We start from the raw sequence: 16,830 nt of genomic DNA on the forward strand, positions 1-16,830 counted from the left end.
TCGAGCCGGTCAGGCAGCAGGAGCGCCTGAGTCCGATCCACGCCATCGACGAATCGCTTCATGATCAGCACCGACCGAGGAGTGCTTGAATCTTGCCAGTGGTGTCGAGGTTTTCACACAGCCTCGGTCGGGAGCGGACGGGTAAGGCTCGCCATAAGAGAATGTCCCAAAATATCCAAAACGAGCCGGTGGGGAAGTGAGTCAGGAAGTGAATCGAAATTCGATCTTCAGTGCGATAATTCCTAAACAATCAATCGCATAGGGGCTATATCCGGTTGCTGGTGGACCACCAATTGCTTCAATCGCTTTGGCGAGAGTAGCAAGGTTTGCGAAAGCCAGAGAGGTACGTTTTCGATACTGTCCCGACGACGAACAAGATACCTTCCCTTGCAAAGACGCCTTCTGGCACCTGGAAGGCTGTCATCCATAAGGTGGGCTGGCCCATCGCGGTCGAGACCTTTCGAACCAAGCGAGATGCTGAGGATTGAGCCCGCCGCATCGTGGACGAGATGTAGTGCGCGTCCCCATCGGGCGGGTTGCCTCCCAAAGGACAACCGTCGGTCATTCCCGCCAAGCGCCCTTTGGTAAAGGTCAGCGAGCGACATGGGGCAGACGTCATCGCGAGAAGGCCGGGAAAGTAGTCACTGGTCGCATTTGCGCTGAACATCGTCAGAAATTCCACGACGAGCGAGTTGCTGGTGATCGCCTACCTGATGGAACGTGCAAGCCTGGAGGCAACAATACAGTTCGCCTTGACCTTGCATTGCCTGGACGCATGTTCACAGGGCAGCAGCACTCCAAGTGAGCCCGACGTAGCAACTCTGTTCGCCGGTGCCAGCGTCGATCCGGGGTCTCACCCCGGGCCACTCGCGACAGAGGAGCGCCGTACCAATTGGTGGGGCAATACGTGATTGACGACGGTACGGATGGCTGAGCCGCGCCTGATCTCGCGGAGAAGGATATCGATTGCCGTGTCCGCCATGGTGGCGACGGGCTGGTGGATGGTGGTCAGCTCAGGCCACACCATCGTCGCTGCGGAGGTATCGTCGAAGCCGACGACGGAGAGGTCGCGGGGTACGTCCAGGCCTCGGCGATGGGCCACCGACACCACGGCGGATGCCATGTCGTCGTTACTGGCGAAGATGGCGCTGGGAGGACGACGCAACGCGAGAAGGCGTTCCGCCGCATCCAGGCCGGAACGGTAAGTGAAGTGCCCGGGCTGGACCAGCTTGTCGTCGTACGCGATGCCGGCATCGGCCAGTGCATCCCGATAGCCCTGCCAACGGTGCGCGCTCGCCGTCTGGTTGGGATCGCCCTTGATGTAGCCGATCCGCGTGTGGCCGTGTTCGATCAGGTGCGAGACCACCTCCCGACTGGCGCAATAGTCGTCGATACGCACGCAGGAGATGGTGTCGCTGAAGTGCCCTGAGGCGATCGACACGACAGGCACGCCGGCCTGGGAGAACGCGGACACGATGGCCTTGGACTCGCACAGCGGAGGAGGGAGAACCACGCCCGCCACGCTGTTCGACAGCTGCCTGGCAGCGGCCAGGCATTCGGCGGCATCCAGGCCATCCCAGGTCGCGATCACCAGCTGCGCCGCCGCGCGGGCCGATCCGCGCAGCGCGCCTACAAGCAACTCGCGCAGGTAGCTGGAGCTTGGGTTGGTGTAGATGAGCGCGATGCAGGTGTGTTGCGCCGCCGCCAACGCGCTGGCGGCCATGTTGGGCCGGTAGCCGAGTTCGCGCACGCTGCGCATGACGCGATCACGGTTGGCCTCGCGCACGCCGGCATGGCCATTGACGACGCGGGATACGGTCATCGGCGAGACGCCGGCGTGGTGCGCTACCTCATCGATGGTGACGGCCCCTCCCTTCCTGCGTATTGCCTTGTTGTTCTTCATGCCGATGCTTCCGAATGACGGGGCGAAATCGCGATTACTTGCGCATTGAAGCAGCGTGGAACAGGTTGAGTCCCCACCTGCGCCTGTTTACAGCGCCGCCATGGCGATTCAAGGGCGCTTTGTTGCGCTGCATGGTGACAAGCGAGAACACGCATGTTTAGTCTGCGTCCCAACGCAATGGTAGCGCTACCACTCGATGTCGGCCAGTCAGGGGTGGCAGCCGTTTCCATCGCGCGATCGTCGTCTTGCCACGCTTGAATCCGGAATGGGTAACGAGAGCCTTCGGGGGCGACTTACCGATCCGGCCTGGAAGACGGGCACTGCCCGTGGGCGCCCCCGGGAGGGGCGGTACATCACTAACGAATGCAGCGAAGGGGAAATCCATGACCGTGTGCAGTTTCCGTACCATCCCACACCCGAGGACACGTCAATGAGCCGGAAGTTGGCGAAATTCAGATCCCGGGCCATGTTCACCTTTGTCGGGGGCGTGCTGGTCATCAATCCCGCCTTCGGCCAGGACGCACCGGCGTCGGCACCTGCGACGCAGCAGGAGCAGGCCTCCTCGCAGGCGACCGATCTGGACACGGTCGTGGTGACGGGTATCCGCAACAGCCTCAGCCAGGCGATGGACATCAAGCGCGATTCGGCGGGCGTCGTCGATGCGATCAGCGCCGAGGACATCGGCAAGTTCCCCGACACCAACCTCGCCGAATCCTTGCAGCGCATCACCGGCATTTCGATCGAGCGGCGCGACGGCGAGGGTGCGCAGGTCACCGCCCGCGGCTTCGGTCCGCAGTTCAACATGGTCACGCTCAACGGACGGCAGATGCCGGGCGCGGACGCGTTCGGCGCCTCCGGCCAGGTCGCCATCGGTGGCATCGATGGCGGTACCCGCGCCTTCAATTTCGCCCAGCTCGCCGCCGAGGCGATCAACGGCATCGAGGTCTACAAGACCGGACAGGCGCAGGTACCCAGTGGCGGTATCGGTGCGACCATCAACATCCTGACCGCGCGCCCGTTCAACTACGACGGCTTCGTCGCGAACGCGGGCGCCAAGGTGGTTTCCGACCGCAGCCAGCCGTTCGAGAACGACCTTACGCCGGAACTCTCCGGCATCTTCAGCTACACCAATCCCGACAAGACGTTCGGCGTCAGCCTCAGCGCCAGCCAGCAGAAGCGCAAGGGTGGCTCGGTGCAGGCCACGGAAAACTACTGGAACGTCCAGCCGTGGACCGGGACCATGCCCGGCAACCCGACCGTGGTCAACGCGCCAGGCGTCGGCGACCTGTACGCGCGGCCCAATGATCTGCGCTACGCGTTCTCCGAGTTCGAGCGCGACCGCGTCAACGGCCAGGCGGTGGTGCAGTTCGCGCCGACCGACAGCTTGACCCTGACGCTGGACTACACCTATTCGACCAACGAGATCACGGAGAACCGTGGCGAACAGGCGATGTGGCTGCAGAACAGCAACTACACCAACGTCGAGTTCGACACCAGCGGCGCCGTCGCCACGCCGATCTACATCCGCGAAATCGCCGGCACCAAGGATTTCGGCCTCGAACAGCAGCGCAGCATGCAGGAGTACAAGCTGGGCTCGCTCGGCTTCAATGCCGCGTGGGACGTCAATGACCGTTTCCGCCTCACGTTCGACGCCCACAATTCGAAAAACGAAAGCCGGCCGAACGATCCGCTGACCGGCGGCGGCTCGATCTTCATGAGCATCGCAGGCACCAACAATTGCACCACCGGGCCGCACTGCGGCGGTTCGTGGGTGCAGGAACTGCGGTTCAACAACGGTCTGCCGATCGGTACGCAGACGTGGTACCCAAGCACGGCGGATGCGCTCGCGGGCACCAATGGCGTGGTCAATCCCGGCTTCGTCGAAGGCGAGATCGGCTCCCAGGTGCTGCGGATCAATGCGCAGACCCAAGTCAGCGAGATCAAGCAGGCACGCATCGATGGCGAATGGAGCTTCGATAGCGGCCGCTTCCAGTTCGGTGTCGACAGTTCCAAGTCGTCGACGCACCGGATGCAGGCCGCGGAGAACTACTCCACCCTGGGCGACTGGGGCGTGGGCAACGTCAATGGCGATGTCGCCGACGGGCTGATGGATCTGATCAGGCCATACGACATCGCGGGGCTGTTCAAAGACTACGGTGTCGCGAGCAGCAACGGTGCATGGCGGGGCAACGCCGCCGAGCTGGCGCAGTGGGCTGCCGACAACTACGGGGCGGGCATTGGCGTGAGTCCGCAGCGCGCCGCCGACAACCGCGTTGAAGAGAAGACGCAGTCGGCCTATTTCCAGATCGAACTGGACGGCGAACTGGGCGGCATGCGCACGAACACCCGCCTCGGCGTCCGCTACGAGACGACCGACGTCGTGTCGACCTCGGTGATCGCCATTCCGGAGGCCATCGAATGGCAGGCCAACAACGACTTCCGGGTGGTGCTGTCCGACGAGCAGCAACCTTTCAGCGAACGGGCCAGCTACAGCTACATCCTGCCCAACCTCGACTTCAGCATCGACATCACCGATGAACTGAAGGGGCGTGCCTCGTTCGGCAAGAGCATCGCGCGCGCACCCTACGGCAATCTCTACGCGGGACCGGGTGCACAACGCCCGTTCGGCTCGGTGCTGATCGATCCGTCGGTCCGGGCCAGCGGCGATGCACAGAATCCTGCCCTGAAGCCGCTGGAATCGGACAACCTCGACCTGGCGCTCGAGTGGTACTTCGCCGACGCGAGCTACGTGTCGTTGACCTACTGGAACAAGTCGGTTGACAACTTCATCGGCAACACGGTCGGACAGGAGAGCCTGTACGGGCTGAGGGACCCCACGTCCGGTCCGGATGCGCAGACCGCGCTGGCGTTCCTCACCAGTGCCGCCTGCGTCACCCAGGTCGGCGCTGCCAATGCGGCGGCATGCTCGGCCAACGACACCTCGCTGTTCACGGCGCTGGCGCTGTTGCGCAACAACCCCGCCGGACTGGCGGCGTACAACGGCACCGACGCGCAGGTTCTGGCGACGGAGGCCGCCTACGACCTGTATGGCGAAGCCGACGATCCGCTGTACCTGTTCAACGTCAACCGTCCGATCAACCAGAACCAGTCCAAGCTGCACGGCTGGGAGATCGGCGGCCAGTACTTCTTCGGTGACAGCGGCTTTGGCGTCCTGGCGAACTACACCGTCGTGCGTGGCGATGTCGGCTACAACAATGGTGGCGATCCGGGCATCGACCAGTTCGCACTGACCGGTCTGAGCGATACGGCGAACGCCATGCTCATGTACGAAAAGTATGGCTGGTCGGTCCGGCTGGCGTGGAACTGGCGCGACGAGTACCTGATCCTCGCCAACCAGGGCGCCAGCCGCAATCCGTACTACGTGGAGGAGTACGAGCAGTGGGACCTGAGCGTGAACTACACGCTCAACGACCACTGGTCGTTCGGCCTGGAGGCGATCAACCTGACGGGCGAGGACGTGCGCTGGCACGCACGTACCGATCAGATGATCGTCAAGCTGGCCGACCAGAGCCCGCGCTACATGCTGGGCGTCCGCTACAAGTTCTGAGTTTGGCGGCGGACGACCTCTCCGTACGCCGCCGAGGGGACCGCTGCGCGAGCAGCGGTCCCTTTTTCCAGGCGGGTCAGGATTCCACGCAGCGGCGTGGGCGTTAACATGAGGCGCACCTTGGGATGGGAATGCAGACGACGATGGCCCGGTACGAACTCCTCAACAACGTCGCCCACCGCGACCTGCGGGTGGCCACCGGCTTCGGCCCAGAATTCGGCGACGATGTGGGCATGGTGCCGGCGTTCCCCAGCGAGTTCGCCGAGCTGCAGCGCGAGTATCCGATCTTCCTGCGCAAGGACACCGCCACCGGCGAGTGGCAGTCCGTGGCGCTGCTGGGTTTCGAACAGCGCGAGAATCTTTTTCTGCAGGACGGCGGCTGGAATGCCTCCTATCTGCCGGGCGCGGTAGCGAAGGGTCCGTTCCTGATCGGATTCCAGGAGCAGCGCAGCGAGGGCGAGCTCCGACAGGAACCGGTGATGCACGTCGACCTCGAGCATCCGCGAGTGACGATGCGGAGCGGGGAACCGGTCTTCCTCCCCCAGGGCGGCACGACGCCCTATCTCGACCATATCGCGGGCGTCCTGCGCGGCGTCCATGACGGCATCGCCTACGGTGCGGCGATGTTCGCGGCGCTCGACGCGGCCGGATTGATACAACCCGTGCAACTGGATGTGCAGGTGGATGAGCGGCACCGCGTCGCGGTCAACGGCCTGCACGGCATCGACCGCGAACGACTGGCTGCGCTGGATGATGCGACGCTGTCGGCGATGCATCGCGCCGGGTATCTGGAGGGGGTGTACCTGATGCTGGCATCGCTGAACAACGTGCGCCGCCTGATGGCCGAGAAGCAGCGTCGTCTGCGGCTGCAGGATGCCGCCACGATGCCAGGCAAGGACTGACGCCGTGGCGGAGGGTACGCCGATACGCATCCTGGAGGGCATCCGCGCGGATGCGTTGCCACTGGAGATGCTGCTGGCGGAAGGCGAGCCGGTGGTGTTGAAGGGAATCGCGCGTGAGGCGGGCCTCGTGCAGGCGGGCGCGCACTCCGTGCACGACGCGATGACCTATCTCCGCCGTTTTGACGCCGGCATGCCAGTGCAGTATTCCTTCGGCGGTCCCGGGATCGGGAGCCGTCCGTTCTACAACGAAGATTTCACCCGCCTCAATTTCGAGGTGCGGCGTGCGCCGCTTGCCGAGGTGCTGGACGGGATCGCGGACCACCTTGACGATCCCCAGCCGCCGACGTATTACGTGGCCTCGCTCCTGGTCGAGCGTGCGCTGCCGGGCTTCGCACAGGACAACGGCCTGCCGCTGGCCGCGTACGGGATCAACGCGCCTGCGAGCATCTGGATCGGCAACGGGGTGGTGGCGTCCTGCCATTTCGATGCGCCCCAAAACCTCGCCTGCTGCCTGGTGGGGAGCCGACGCTTCACGCTGTTTCCGCCGGAGCAGATCGACAACCTCTATCCCGGCCCGTTCGATCCCACGCCAGGCGGGCAGGTCGTCAGCACGGTCGATTTCGACGCGCCCGACTTCGATCGCCATCCGCGGTTCCGCGATGCGCTCGCGACCGCGCGCACCGCGCTGCTGGAGCCGGGCGATGCGATCTTCATTCCCAGTATGTGGTGGCACCATGTGCGCAGCCTGGCGCCCTTCAATGTGCTGCTGAACTACTGGTGGCGCAGCTCACCCGCGTTCCTCTCATCGCCGTTGCCGGCGCTGCATCATGCGATGTGGACGCTGCGAGACCTGCCTGCGCGCGAGAAGCAGGCGTGGGCGAAGCTCTTCGAGTACTACGTATTCGGTGACGCCGGTCAGGCCGGGGCGCATCTGCCGGAACAGGCGCGCGACCTGCTCGCGCCGATCGACGAAACCCAGGCGCGACGCATCCGCGCCATGCTGCTGAACCGACTCAACCGCTGACGGGGGCAACCGCATTGGATTCTCCAACCACATCGGAAGGACGCATTCGCAGGGTCGTGATCGCCGGCGGCGGCACCGCCGGTTGGCTGGCCGGGTGTGCGCTGTCGCACCAGTTCCGCGACCGGCTCGAGATCACCCTGGTCGAGTCCGAGCAGATCGGCACCGTCGGCGTGGGCGAATCCACGGTGCCGCCGATCCGTACGTTCCACCGCTTCCTGAAGATCGACGAGCAGGAGTTCCTGCGCGCCGTCGCGGGCACCTTCAAACTGTCGATCTCGTTCGAAAACTGGCGCCGTCCCGGTGAACGCTACATCCATCCGTTCGGTATCACCGGGCAGGGCACGTGGGCGGCCGCATTCCACCATTTCTGGCTGGACAGCCTGCGCCGCGGCATGCCGTCGGAATTGGGCGACTTCTGTCTGGAAACGCTGGCTTCGCGCGGCGACCAGTTCTCGCTGCAGACCCAGCCGCAGGTCAATTACGCGTACCACTTCGATGCCGGGTTGTATGCGAAGTTCCTGCGCCGCATCGCCGAGGGCCATGGACTGCGGCGTGTGGAAGGAAAGATCCGCGAGGTCAGGCAGCATGCGGACGGCAACGTGCAGGCGCTTGAACTGGAGGACGGCCAGGTCATCGAGGGCGACCTGTTCATCGATTGCACCGGGTTCCGCGGGCTGCTGATCGAACAGACCCTGCATACCGGCTATGAGGACTGGAACGAGTGGCTCCCGAGCGACCGCGCCGTCGCCGTGCAGACAGAATCGTTGGGCCCGCCGGTGCCGTACACCCGCGCCATCGCGCACGAGGCCGGCTGGCGGTGGCATATCCCGCTGCAGCATCGGGTGGGCTGCGGGCTGGTGTTCTCCAGCCGCCACATGTCCGACGACGAAGCGCGCGCCAAGCTGCTGCGCGATGTCGGCGCGCCCGCGTTGCGCGAGCCGTGGCTGGTGCCGTTCCGCACCGGGCGACGGTTGAAGGCATGGAACCGTAACGTGGTCGCGCTGGGCCTGGCCAGCGGCTTCATCGAGCCGTTGGAGTCGACCAGCATCCACCTGACGATCAGCGCCGTCGTGAGGCTGGTGCAACTGTTCCCGTTCGACGGTATCGCCTCGTCGCTGGCGGACCTGTTCAACGAGGTCAGCCGCGCAGAGATGGAGCATGTGCGCGATTTCATCATCCTGCATTACCACGCCACCCAGCGCGACGAGCCGATGTGGAAGGCCTGTCGCGAGATGGCGCTACCGGATTCGCTGGAGATCCGCCTGCGCGCCTGGCGCGAGCGGGCGCACGCGTGGCAGGACCCGGACGAACTGTTCCGCGTGGACTCGTGGACTCACGTGCTGCTGGGGCAGGGCATCCAGCCCGGTCCGCCGCATCCGCTCGCACGCGGGCTGTCCGATGATGACCTGCGCACGTTGCTGGCTTCGATCCGCCAGCCCATCGAGCGCGCGGTCGCGCAGATGCCATCGCAGCAGGCGTTCATCGAGCAGTACTGCAAGGCCGCACCGAGCGTGTGGCCTTCGCGCCCGGTGCCGGCGTAGCGACCGACGACAGGCGCATGATCCTGACGCCGCACCCGGAGCTGCGGGTCCAGCATCGCGTCATCGGGCGCGAGCGTGCGCCGCTGCTGGTCGTCGACCATTTGGTGGCCGATCCCGACCGCCTGCTGCGCAAGGCCGCCAGCCGGTCGTTCGAGAAGATGCCGACCATGTTCCCCGGGCTGCGTGCGCCGGCGCCGCCGTCGTACCAGCGGTTTCTGGAGACCGCATTGAACCCGCTGCTGCGCGAGGCGTTCGGCATGTCGCCGGGCCGCTTCGTGTTCCCCATGTGCCATTTCTCGCTGGTGACCCAGGCGCCCGAGAGCCTGCATTTCCTGCAGCGCGTGCCGCACATCGATTCGGTGAGCGGAGAGGGGTTGGCCACCGTGCATTACCTGTTCCGGACGCCGTGGGGTGGTACGGATTTCTACCGGCACCGGCGCAGCGGCTTCGAGTACATCGACGAGAGCCGGCACACGGCCTATTTCGCGTGCCTGTCGCAGGAGAGCCGCGAGGACGCCGCGCAGCGTGGTGGCTACATCGACGGCGATAGCCCGCTGTTCGAGCGCGTCGCCGACGTCGAAGGGGTCTTCAACCGGCTGGTGGTCTACCGGCGGAATTCGCTGCACTCGGGAAGGATCGGCAACGACCGGGCGCTTCCGGCAGATCCGCTGCAGGGACGGCTGTCGATTAACAGTTTCATCGACGTCGTGCACTGACACACGCGGCGGATGGCTGTGGGCCACGGCCGGTGGCGCGGCGCCGGCAGGCGGTTTTTGCGGCGCAGCAGGCTTTTTCCGCCGCTCGTGGTTACAGTGCGGCAACACGGCGCGGTCACCCCGCCGTGGGGGAGAAAAAGGGAGCAGCAGGTCGGTTCCCTTTTTTGACCGGGCAAAATGGTAGCGCTAACTTTTTGTAAGTCGGAGGCAGGTTCGATGGAGTTGGTCGCCGGAATCGACGCAGGCACGCAGAGCCTGAAGGTGGTGGTCTACGACCCGGCCGCGCGTACGCTCGTGGCGACGGCCAGCGTGCCGCTGGAGTTGATCAGTGGCGAGGACGGCCGCCGCGAGCAGCAACCGACCGACTGGGTGGCGGCGATGCGGGCGTGCTTCTCCCGCATTGATCCTGCATTGCGCACGCGGATCGCCGCCATTGCGGTGTCCGGCCAGCAGCACGGTTTCGTGCCGGTGGATGCGGCAGGCCAGGTGCTGGCACCGGCCAAGCTGTGGTGCGACACCAGCACCACGGCCGAGTGCATGCAGATCATGGACCGCCTGGGCGGTGCCGAACGCACCATCGCCCTGGCCGGCAACCCGATCCTGGCCGGCTACACCGCCTCCAAGCTGCCGTGGACGAAGACACACCGCCCCGAGGCCTACGCCCGGCTGGCGACCATCCTGCTGCCGCACGATTACCTCAACTTCGTGCTCACCGGCCAACGCTTCTGCGAGTGGGGCGATGCCTCCGGCACCGGCTGGCTCGACGTGCGCACGCGCACCTGGTCGAAGGACCTGTTGCGTGCGACTGACGCAGACCGCGATCTGGCCGCCTGCCTGCCGCTGATCGCCGCGCCGGACGCGTTGTTCGATATCGATCCGGCCGTGGCGGCGCAGCTCGGCCTGCCGACCACGGTAAAGGTCGCCGTCGGTGGCGGCGACAACATGATGGCGGCCATCGGCACGGGCTGCGTGGAAGAAGGCCGGCTGGCGATGAGCCTGGGCACCTCGGGCACGCTGTTCGCCTATTCCGACACGCCCGTCGTCGATCCGGCCGGTGCCTGGGCCGCGTTCTGCTCCTCCACCGGCGGCTGGCTGCCGCTGATCTGCACGATGAACTGCACCGTGGCCACCGAGCAGGTGGCCAAGGCCTTCGGCTTCAGTACGCGCGAAGGCGATGCGCACCTGCACGCCACCTCGCCCGGCGCCGACGGGCTGGTGATGCTGCCCTTCCTCAACGGCGAGCGCACGCCCGACCTGCCGCTGGGCAAGGGCGTGCTGGCCGGGCTGGATCCGACGAACTTCTCGCCGGCGCATCTCTACCGCGCCGCGATGGAAGGGGCGACCTACAGCCTGAAGTACGGCTTCGATGCCTTCGTGCGGGCCGGCATGGCCTTCGATCGCATCGTGCTGACCGGCGGCGGCAGCAACAGCGCGGCCTGGCGCCAGCTGGTGGCCGATGTGTTCGGCCTGCCGGTCGATGTGCCCGCGCAGTCCGAAGGCGCGGCCTTCGGTGCGGCCTTGCAGGCACTGTGGGCCATCGGACGCGCCGGTTGCGAGGGCGCGTCCATCGCCGATATCGCCCGCACCCACGTGGCCGTCGATCCCGCGTTGTCCACCACGCCCGATCCGTCCCGCGCACCGGCTTACGCGGCGGCCTATCGCCGCTTCCTCCAGTACCTCGATGCCGTCACCCCGCTGCAGCGCGGCTGACGTCCCCCACGCACCCCCACAGGATTACGCACCATGAGCACCCAACCCTTCATCGGCGCCCAGGAATACTTCCCCGGCATCGGCCGCATTCCCTTCGAAGGGCGCGGCTCGGACAACCCGCTGGCGTTCAAGGTCTACGACGCGCAGAAGAAGATCGGCGGCAAGACCATGCAGGAGCACCTGCGCTTCGCGGTCTGCTACTGGCACACCTTCTGCAATGCCGGCCATGACCCGTTCGGTCCGGGCACGCGCCACTTCCCGTGGGAAGCGGGCAGCCCGATGGCCACGGCCGAGGCCAAGGTCGATGCGGCCTTCGAGTTCTTCACCAAGCTGGGCGTGCCGTACTGGTGCTTCCACGACATCGACCTGGCCCCGGACGCGGATGACATCGGCCAGTACCAGAAGAACCTCACGCACATGGTCGGCCTGGCCAAGGCGCGCCAGGACGCCACCGGCATGAAGCTGCTGTGGGGCACGGCCAACCTGTTCTCGCACCCGCGCTACATGAACGGTGCCTCGACCAACCCCGACTTCGCCGTCGTGGCGCGTGCCGCGGTGCAGGTGAAGGCCGCGCTGGAGGCCACGGTCGAACTGGGCGGCGAGCACTACGTGTTCTGGGGTGGTCGCGAAGGCTATGCCTCGCTGGTCAACACCGACATGAAGCGCGAAGTGGCGCATTTCGCCCGCTTCCTGACGATGGCGCGCGACTACGGCCGCAGCATCGGACTGACCGGCAACTTCCTGATCGAGCCCAAGCCGATGGAGCCGATGAAGCACCAGTACGACTTCGACAGCGCCACCGTGGCCGGCTTCCTGAAGGAGCACGGGCTGGAGAAGGATTTCAAGCTCAACATCGAGGCCAACCACGCCACGCTGTCGGGCCATACCTTCGAGCACGACCTGCAGGTGGCCTCCGACCACGGGCTGCTGGGCAGCATCGACGCCAACCGCGGCAATGCGCAGAACGGCTGGGACACCGACCAGTTCCCGACCGACCTGTACGACACCGTCGGCGCGATGCTGGTCGTGCTGCGTCAGGGCGGGCTGGAAGGCGGCCTGAACTTCGACGCCAAGGTGCGCCGCGAGTCCACCGATCTGGAAGACCTGTTCATCGCCCACATCGGCGGCATGGATGCGTTCGCGCGTGGGCTGGAAGTGGCACATGCGCTGCTGACCGAGTCGCCGTGGGAACAGTGGCGCAAAGAGCGCTACGCCAGCTTCGATACCGGCAAGGGCAGGGACTTCGAGACCGGCGCGCTGGATCTGGCCGGCCTGGCCACGCTGGCCACCCAGCTGGGCGAGCCGACGCAGGTCAGCGGCAAGCAGGAGCGCTACGAGAACCTGCTCAACCAGTACCTGTTGCGCTGAGCGCGTGATGGCGGCTTCCGCCCGCTTGATTCGGGCGTAGGCATTGGCAGCAGGTGGATTCGAAGCCTGGAGGGGCGCAACGAATGAACAGCACCACGCTTGAAGGCGGCCACGTCGCCGGTGGCGAGAACACCCGCTTCATCATCCTGATCAGCCTGGTGGCGACGATCGGCGGATTCCTGTTCGGCTTCGACAGCGGCGTCATCAACGGCACGGTTGACGGACTCAAGGCGGCGTTCGGATCCGATGCGGCGGTGACCGGTTTCAACGTGGCGTCCATGTTGCTTGGCTGTGCGATCGGCGCCTGGTTCGCGGGTACGCTCGCCGATCGCTACGGACGGCGGACGATGCTGTTGTGGTCTGCGGTGTTCTTTCTCGTGTCGGCGTGGGGATCGGGCATTGCAACGTCATCGATCGAGTTCGTCGTGTACCGGGTCATCGGCGGCTTCGCCGTCGGTGGTGCCAGCGTGATGTCGCCCGCGTACATCAGTGAGGTTTCGCCCGCGCGTTACCGTGGCCGGCTGGCCACGGTGCAGCAGATCGCGATCATCTCTGGTCTGTTCGCGGCGTTCCTCAGCAACTACTTCCTGGCCAGGTTCGCCAGTTCCTCGCTGGCTCCGCTGTGGCTGGGCCATGAAGCGTGGCGCTGGATGTTCTGGGTAGAGATCCTGCCGGCCGGGCTGTTCCTGGTGGCGTTGTTGTTCATTCCCGAGAGTCCGCGCTATCTCGTGGCCAAGGGCCGGCAGGCGCAGTCGCTGGCCGTACTGACACGGCTCTACGGTGGCGTCGATGGGCCGCGCAAGCAGGCCGAGATCGAAGCCTCGCTCGCGGCGGACCATCATGCACCGCGGCTGTCGGATCTGCTCAGCAAGGCCACCGGCAAGGTGCGCCCGATTGTCTGGATCGGCATTGGCCTGGCGACGTTCCAGCAACTGGTCGGCATCAACGTCGTCTTTTACTACGGCGCGGTGCTGTGGCAGGCGGTTGGCTTCTCCGAGAGCGATGCGCTGCTCATCAATGTCATCTCCGGTGCACTGAGCATCGGCGCCTGTATCGTCTCGATGCTGCTGGTGGACAAGGTGGGACGCAAGCCGCTGCTTTGGGTCGGGTCGGCGGGCATGGCGGTGACGCTGGGCCTGGTGGCCTTCGCCTTCTCCACCGGCGCCCTGGATGCGGCCGGCAAACTGCAGCTGTCCGACGACATGGGCGTGCTCGCGCTGGTGGCGGCCAACCTCTATGTGGTGTTCTTCAACATCTCGTGGGGGCCGGTGATGTGGGTGATGCTGGGCGAGATGTTCCCCAACCAGATCCGCGGCTCGGCGCTGGCGGTAGCCGGCCTGGCGCAGTGGGGCGCGAACTTCCTGATCACCTGGACCTTCCCGATGCTGCTGACCGGCATCGGTCTGGCCGGCGCCTATGGCCTCTACACGCTGGCCGCTGCGATCTCGGTCGTCTTCGTCATGAAGTACGTGCACGAGACCAAAGGCAAGGAACTGGAGCAGATGGAAGGATGAAGACGATGACGAACCGGAGTTCCCTGCGCGCGCGCAGCGGCGTGCTGATCGCAGCGCTCGTGATCGCGCTCGGCGCGTGCAAGGGCGAGGACCAGGCAGCGGCCCCGGCGGCTGCGGACGCCAACCCATGGCCGCAGGTCGCCTGGCCGCTGGCCGAGGATGCCGCACTGGAGCAGCGCATCACCGAGCTGATGGCCACCATGACGGTGGAAGAGAAGGTCGGCCAGCTGGTGCAGGGCGACATCGCCAGCATCACGCCGGATGACATCCGCAAGTACCGGCTGGGCTCGATCCTGGCCGGCGGCAACTCCGACCCCGGTGGCCGCTACGACGCCTCGCCGGCCGAGTGGCTGGCGCTGGCCGATGCGTTCTACGAAGCCTCGATGGACACCTCGCAGGGCGGCAAGGCCATCCCGATCATCTTCGGCATCGATGCCGTGCACGGGCAGAGCAACATCGTCGGCGCCACGCTGTTCCCGCACAACATCGGCCTGGGCGCGGCGCGCAATCCCGAGCTGCTGCGCCGGATCGGCGAGATCACCGCACTGGAGACGCGCGCCACCGGCATGGAGTGGACGTTCGCGCCGACCGTGGCGGTACCGCAGGACGACCGCTGGGGGCGCACGTATGAGGGCTACTCCGAGTCGCCGGACGTCGTCGCCAGCTACTCCGCGGCCGTGGTCGAAGGCCTGCAGGGCAAGGTCGGCTCGCCGGACTTCCTCGATGGCCGCCACGTGATCGCCTCGGTCAAGCACTTCCTCGGCGATGGCGGCACCACGAACGGCAAGGACCAGGGCGACACCAAGATCAGCGAGGCCGATCTGGTGCGCATCCACGCCGCCGGCTATCCGCCGGCCATCGCGGCCGGCGCACAGACGGCGATGGCCTCGTTCAACAGCGTCAACGGCGAGAAGATGCACGGCCACAAGCCGTACCTGACCGACGCGCTGAAGGGCCGCATGGCCTTCGGCGGCTTCGTGGTCGGCGACTGGAACGGCCACGGCCAGGTGAAGGGCTGCACGAATACCGACTGTCCGGCCACCATCAACGCTGGCCTGGACATGGCGATGGCCTCGGACAGCTGGAAGGGCTTCTACGAGACCACGCTGGCGGCGGTGAAGGCCGGCACGATCAGCCAGGCACGGCTGGACGATGCCGTGCGCCGCATCCTGCGGGTGAAGTTCCGCCTGGGGCTGTTCGAAGCGGGCAAGCCGTCCTCGCGTGCGGTGGGCGGGCAGTTCGCCCTGCTCGGTGCGCCGGAGCATCGGGCCATCGCGCGCCAGGCCGTGCGCGAATCGCTGGTGCTGCTGAAGAACCAGGGCGGCGTGCTGCCGATCTCGCCCAAGCAGCGCATTCTGGTGGCCGGCGATGGCGCCCACGATGTGGGCAAGCAGGCCGGCGGCTGGACGCTCAACTGGCAGGGCACCGGCACCACGCGCAAGGACTTCCCCAACGCCGACTCGATCTACGAGGGCATCGCGCAGCAGGCCAAGGCGGCCGGCGGCGAAGCCATCCTGTCCGTCGACGGCACATACACGCAGAAGCCGGACGTGGCGGTGGTCGTGTTCGGCGAGAACCCGTATGCCGAGTTCCAGGGCGACCTGCAGACGCTGGCGTACAAGCCGGGCGACGAGGCCGACCTGGCGCTGCTCAAGCGCCTGAAGGCCGAGGGCATCCCGGTGGTCGCCGTGTTCCTGAGCGGCCGCCCGCTGTGGGTGAACCGCGAGATCAATGCGTCCGATGCGTTCGTGGCCGCCTGGCTGCCGGGCTCGGAAGGCGCGGGCATCGCCGACGTACTGCTGCGCAAGCCCGATGGCAGCGTGCAGCACGACTTCAAAGGCAAGCTCAGCTTCAGCTGGCCGCGCACGGCGGTGCAGTACGCCAACAACGTGGGGCAGGCGGGCTACGACCCGCTGTTCGCCTTCGGCTTCGGCCTGACCTACGCCGACAAGGGCGACCTGGCTGCGCTGCCGGAAGACTCAGGCGTGACGGGCGATGAAGGTGCGAGCGGCGTGTTCTTCGCACGCGGCGATGCCGGTTCGGGCATGGCGCGGCGGCTGGAAACCGCCGATGGCCAGGGCGTGACGGTCACCAAGGTGCCGGACGCGCTGGACGGCGATCTGCTGAAGGTCACCGGCGTGGATCATCAGGCGCAGGAAGACGGACGTCGTCTGGCGTGGTCCGGCAAGGGCGAGGCGGTCGCGGCGCTGCAGTCGCATACGGCGCTGGACCTGCAACGCGAGAGCAACGGCGATGTGATGTTGCTGACGACGCTGCGCGTGGACGCCGCCCCGACCGCCGAGGCCTGGCTGTCGGTCGGCTGCGGCACCGGCTGCACCGCGCGCGTGGCGCTGGCGCCGACGCTGGCCAAGCTGCCGGTCGGCCAGTGGACGCGCGTGGGCGTGCCGCTGAAGTGCCTGGCCAAGGCCGGCGCCGATGTCGCCAAGCTGGACCGTCCGTGGTCCGTCGGTACGGCGGGGGCGATGACGATCTCGGTCTCGCGCGTGGCGCTGGGGGCATTGAACGAAGCCGAGGCCACCGTCGCATGCCCGGACGCGTGACCACTGCAGCTCCGTTGGCGATG

The 16,830-nt window shown here is 66.2% G+C and carries 10 protein-coding genes; 9 read left to right on the top strand and 1 reads right to left on the bottom strand.

The genetic code is table 11. From position 1 onward, the window contains the following. Positions 1–853: 853 nt before the first annotated feature. Positions 854–1,903 carry a LacI family DNA-binding transcriptional regulator gene (locus CSC78_RS17890; protein ID WP_162339222.1) on the bottom strand — a complete coding sequence of 350 codons (1,050 nt, stop codon included), beginning with the start codon at positions 1,901–1,903 and terminating at the stop codon, positions 854–856. Positions 1,904–2,333: 430 nt separating this feature from the next. On the opposite strand from CSC78_RS17890, the gene CSC78_RS17895 reads away from it, so the two are divergent. The 9 genes from CSC78_RS17895 to CSC78_RS17935 all read left to right on the top strand — a co-directional run bounded on the left by CSC78_RS17895 (position 2,334) and on the right by CSC78_RS17935 (position 16,807). Continuing rightward, entirely contained in the window at positions 2,334–5,471 is a 3,138-nt protein-coding gene (locus CSC78_RS17895) for a TonB-dependent receptor (RefSeq protein ID WP_162339223.1), read from the top strand. Positions 5,472–5,614: 143 nt separating this feature from the next. Continuing rightward, on the top strand, positions 5,615–6,373 hold the full coding sequence (locus CSC78_RS17900) for a SapC family protein (RefSeq protein WP_162339224.1): 759 nt from the start codon (positions 5,615–5,617) through the stop codon (positions 6,371–6,373). Then, a complete protein-coding gene (locus CSC78_RS17905) occupies positions 6,345–7,397 on the top strand; it encodes a cupin-like domain-containing protein (RefSeq protein WP_162339225.1) in 1,053 nt (350 codons plus the stop codon). Before CSC78_RS17900 ends, CSC78_RS17905 begins: the two co-directional genes overlap by 29 nt. A gap of 14 nt (positions 7,398–7,411) precedes the next feature. Beyond that, the gene (locus CSC78_RS17910) at positions 7,412–8,938 is read left to right on the top strand and encodes a tryptophan halogenase family protein (protein WP_162339226.1); all 1,527 of its coding nucleotides are present in this window, start codon (positions 7,412–7,414) and stop codon (positions 8,936–8,938) included. 17 nt (positions 8,939–8,955) lie between these two features. Then, positions 8,956–9,654 carry a DUF6445 family protein gene (locus CSC78_RS17915; RefSeq protein ID WP_162339227.1) on the top strand — a complete coding sequence of 233 codons (699 nt, stop codon included), beginning with the start codon at positions 8,956–8,958 and terminating at the stop codon, positions 9,652–9,654. A 216-nt stretch (positions 9,655–9,870) separates the two neighbouring features. Then, positions 9,871–11,364, top strand: coding sequence for a xylulokinase (xylB, locus tag CSC78_RS17920; RefSeq protein ID WP_162339228.1), 1,494 nt, complete (start codon positions 9,871–9,873; stop codon positions 11,362–11,364). A gap of 33 nt (positions 11,365–11,397) precedes the next feature. After that, positions 11,398–12,732 carry a xylose isomerase gene (gene xylA, locus CSC78_RS17925; RefSeq protein WP_162339229.1) on the top strand — a complete coding sequence of 445 codons (1,335 nt, stop codon included), beginning with the start codon at positions 11,398–11,400 and terminating at the stop codon, positions 12,730–12,732. Positions 12,733–12,815: 83 nt separating this feature from the next. Then, entirely contained in the window at positions 12,816–14,246 is a 1,431-nt protein-coding gene (locus CSC78_RS17930) for a sugar porter family MFS transporter (protein WP_162339230.1), read from the top strand. After that, complete coding sequence (locus CSC78_RS17935; RefSeq protein ID WP_162339231.1) at positions 14,243–16,807, top strand: glycoside hydrolase family 3 protein; 2,565 nt, start codon at positions 14,243–14,245, stop codon at positions 16,805–16,807. The genes CSC78_RS17930 and CSC78_RS17935 overlap by 4 nt, the downstream gene beginning before the upstream one ends. Positions 16,808–16,830 lie beyond the last annotated feature (23 nt).

Origin of the sequence: Pseudoxanthomonas japonensis (genome assembly GCF_010093445.1) — a bacterium.
Classification (GTDB): Bacteria; Pseudomonadota; Gammaproteobacteria; order Xanthomonadales; family Xanthomonadaceae; genus Pseudoxanthomonas_A; species Pseudoxanthomonas_A japonensis.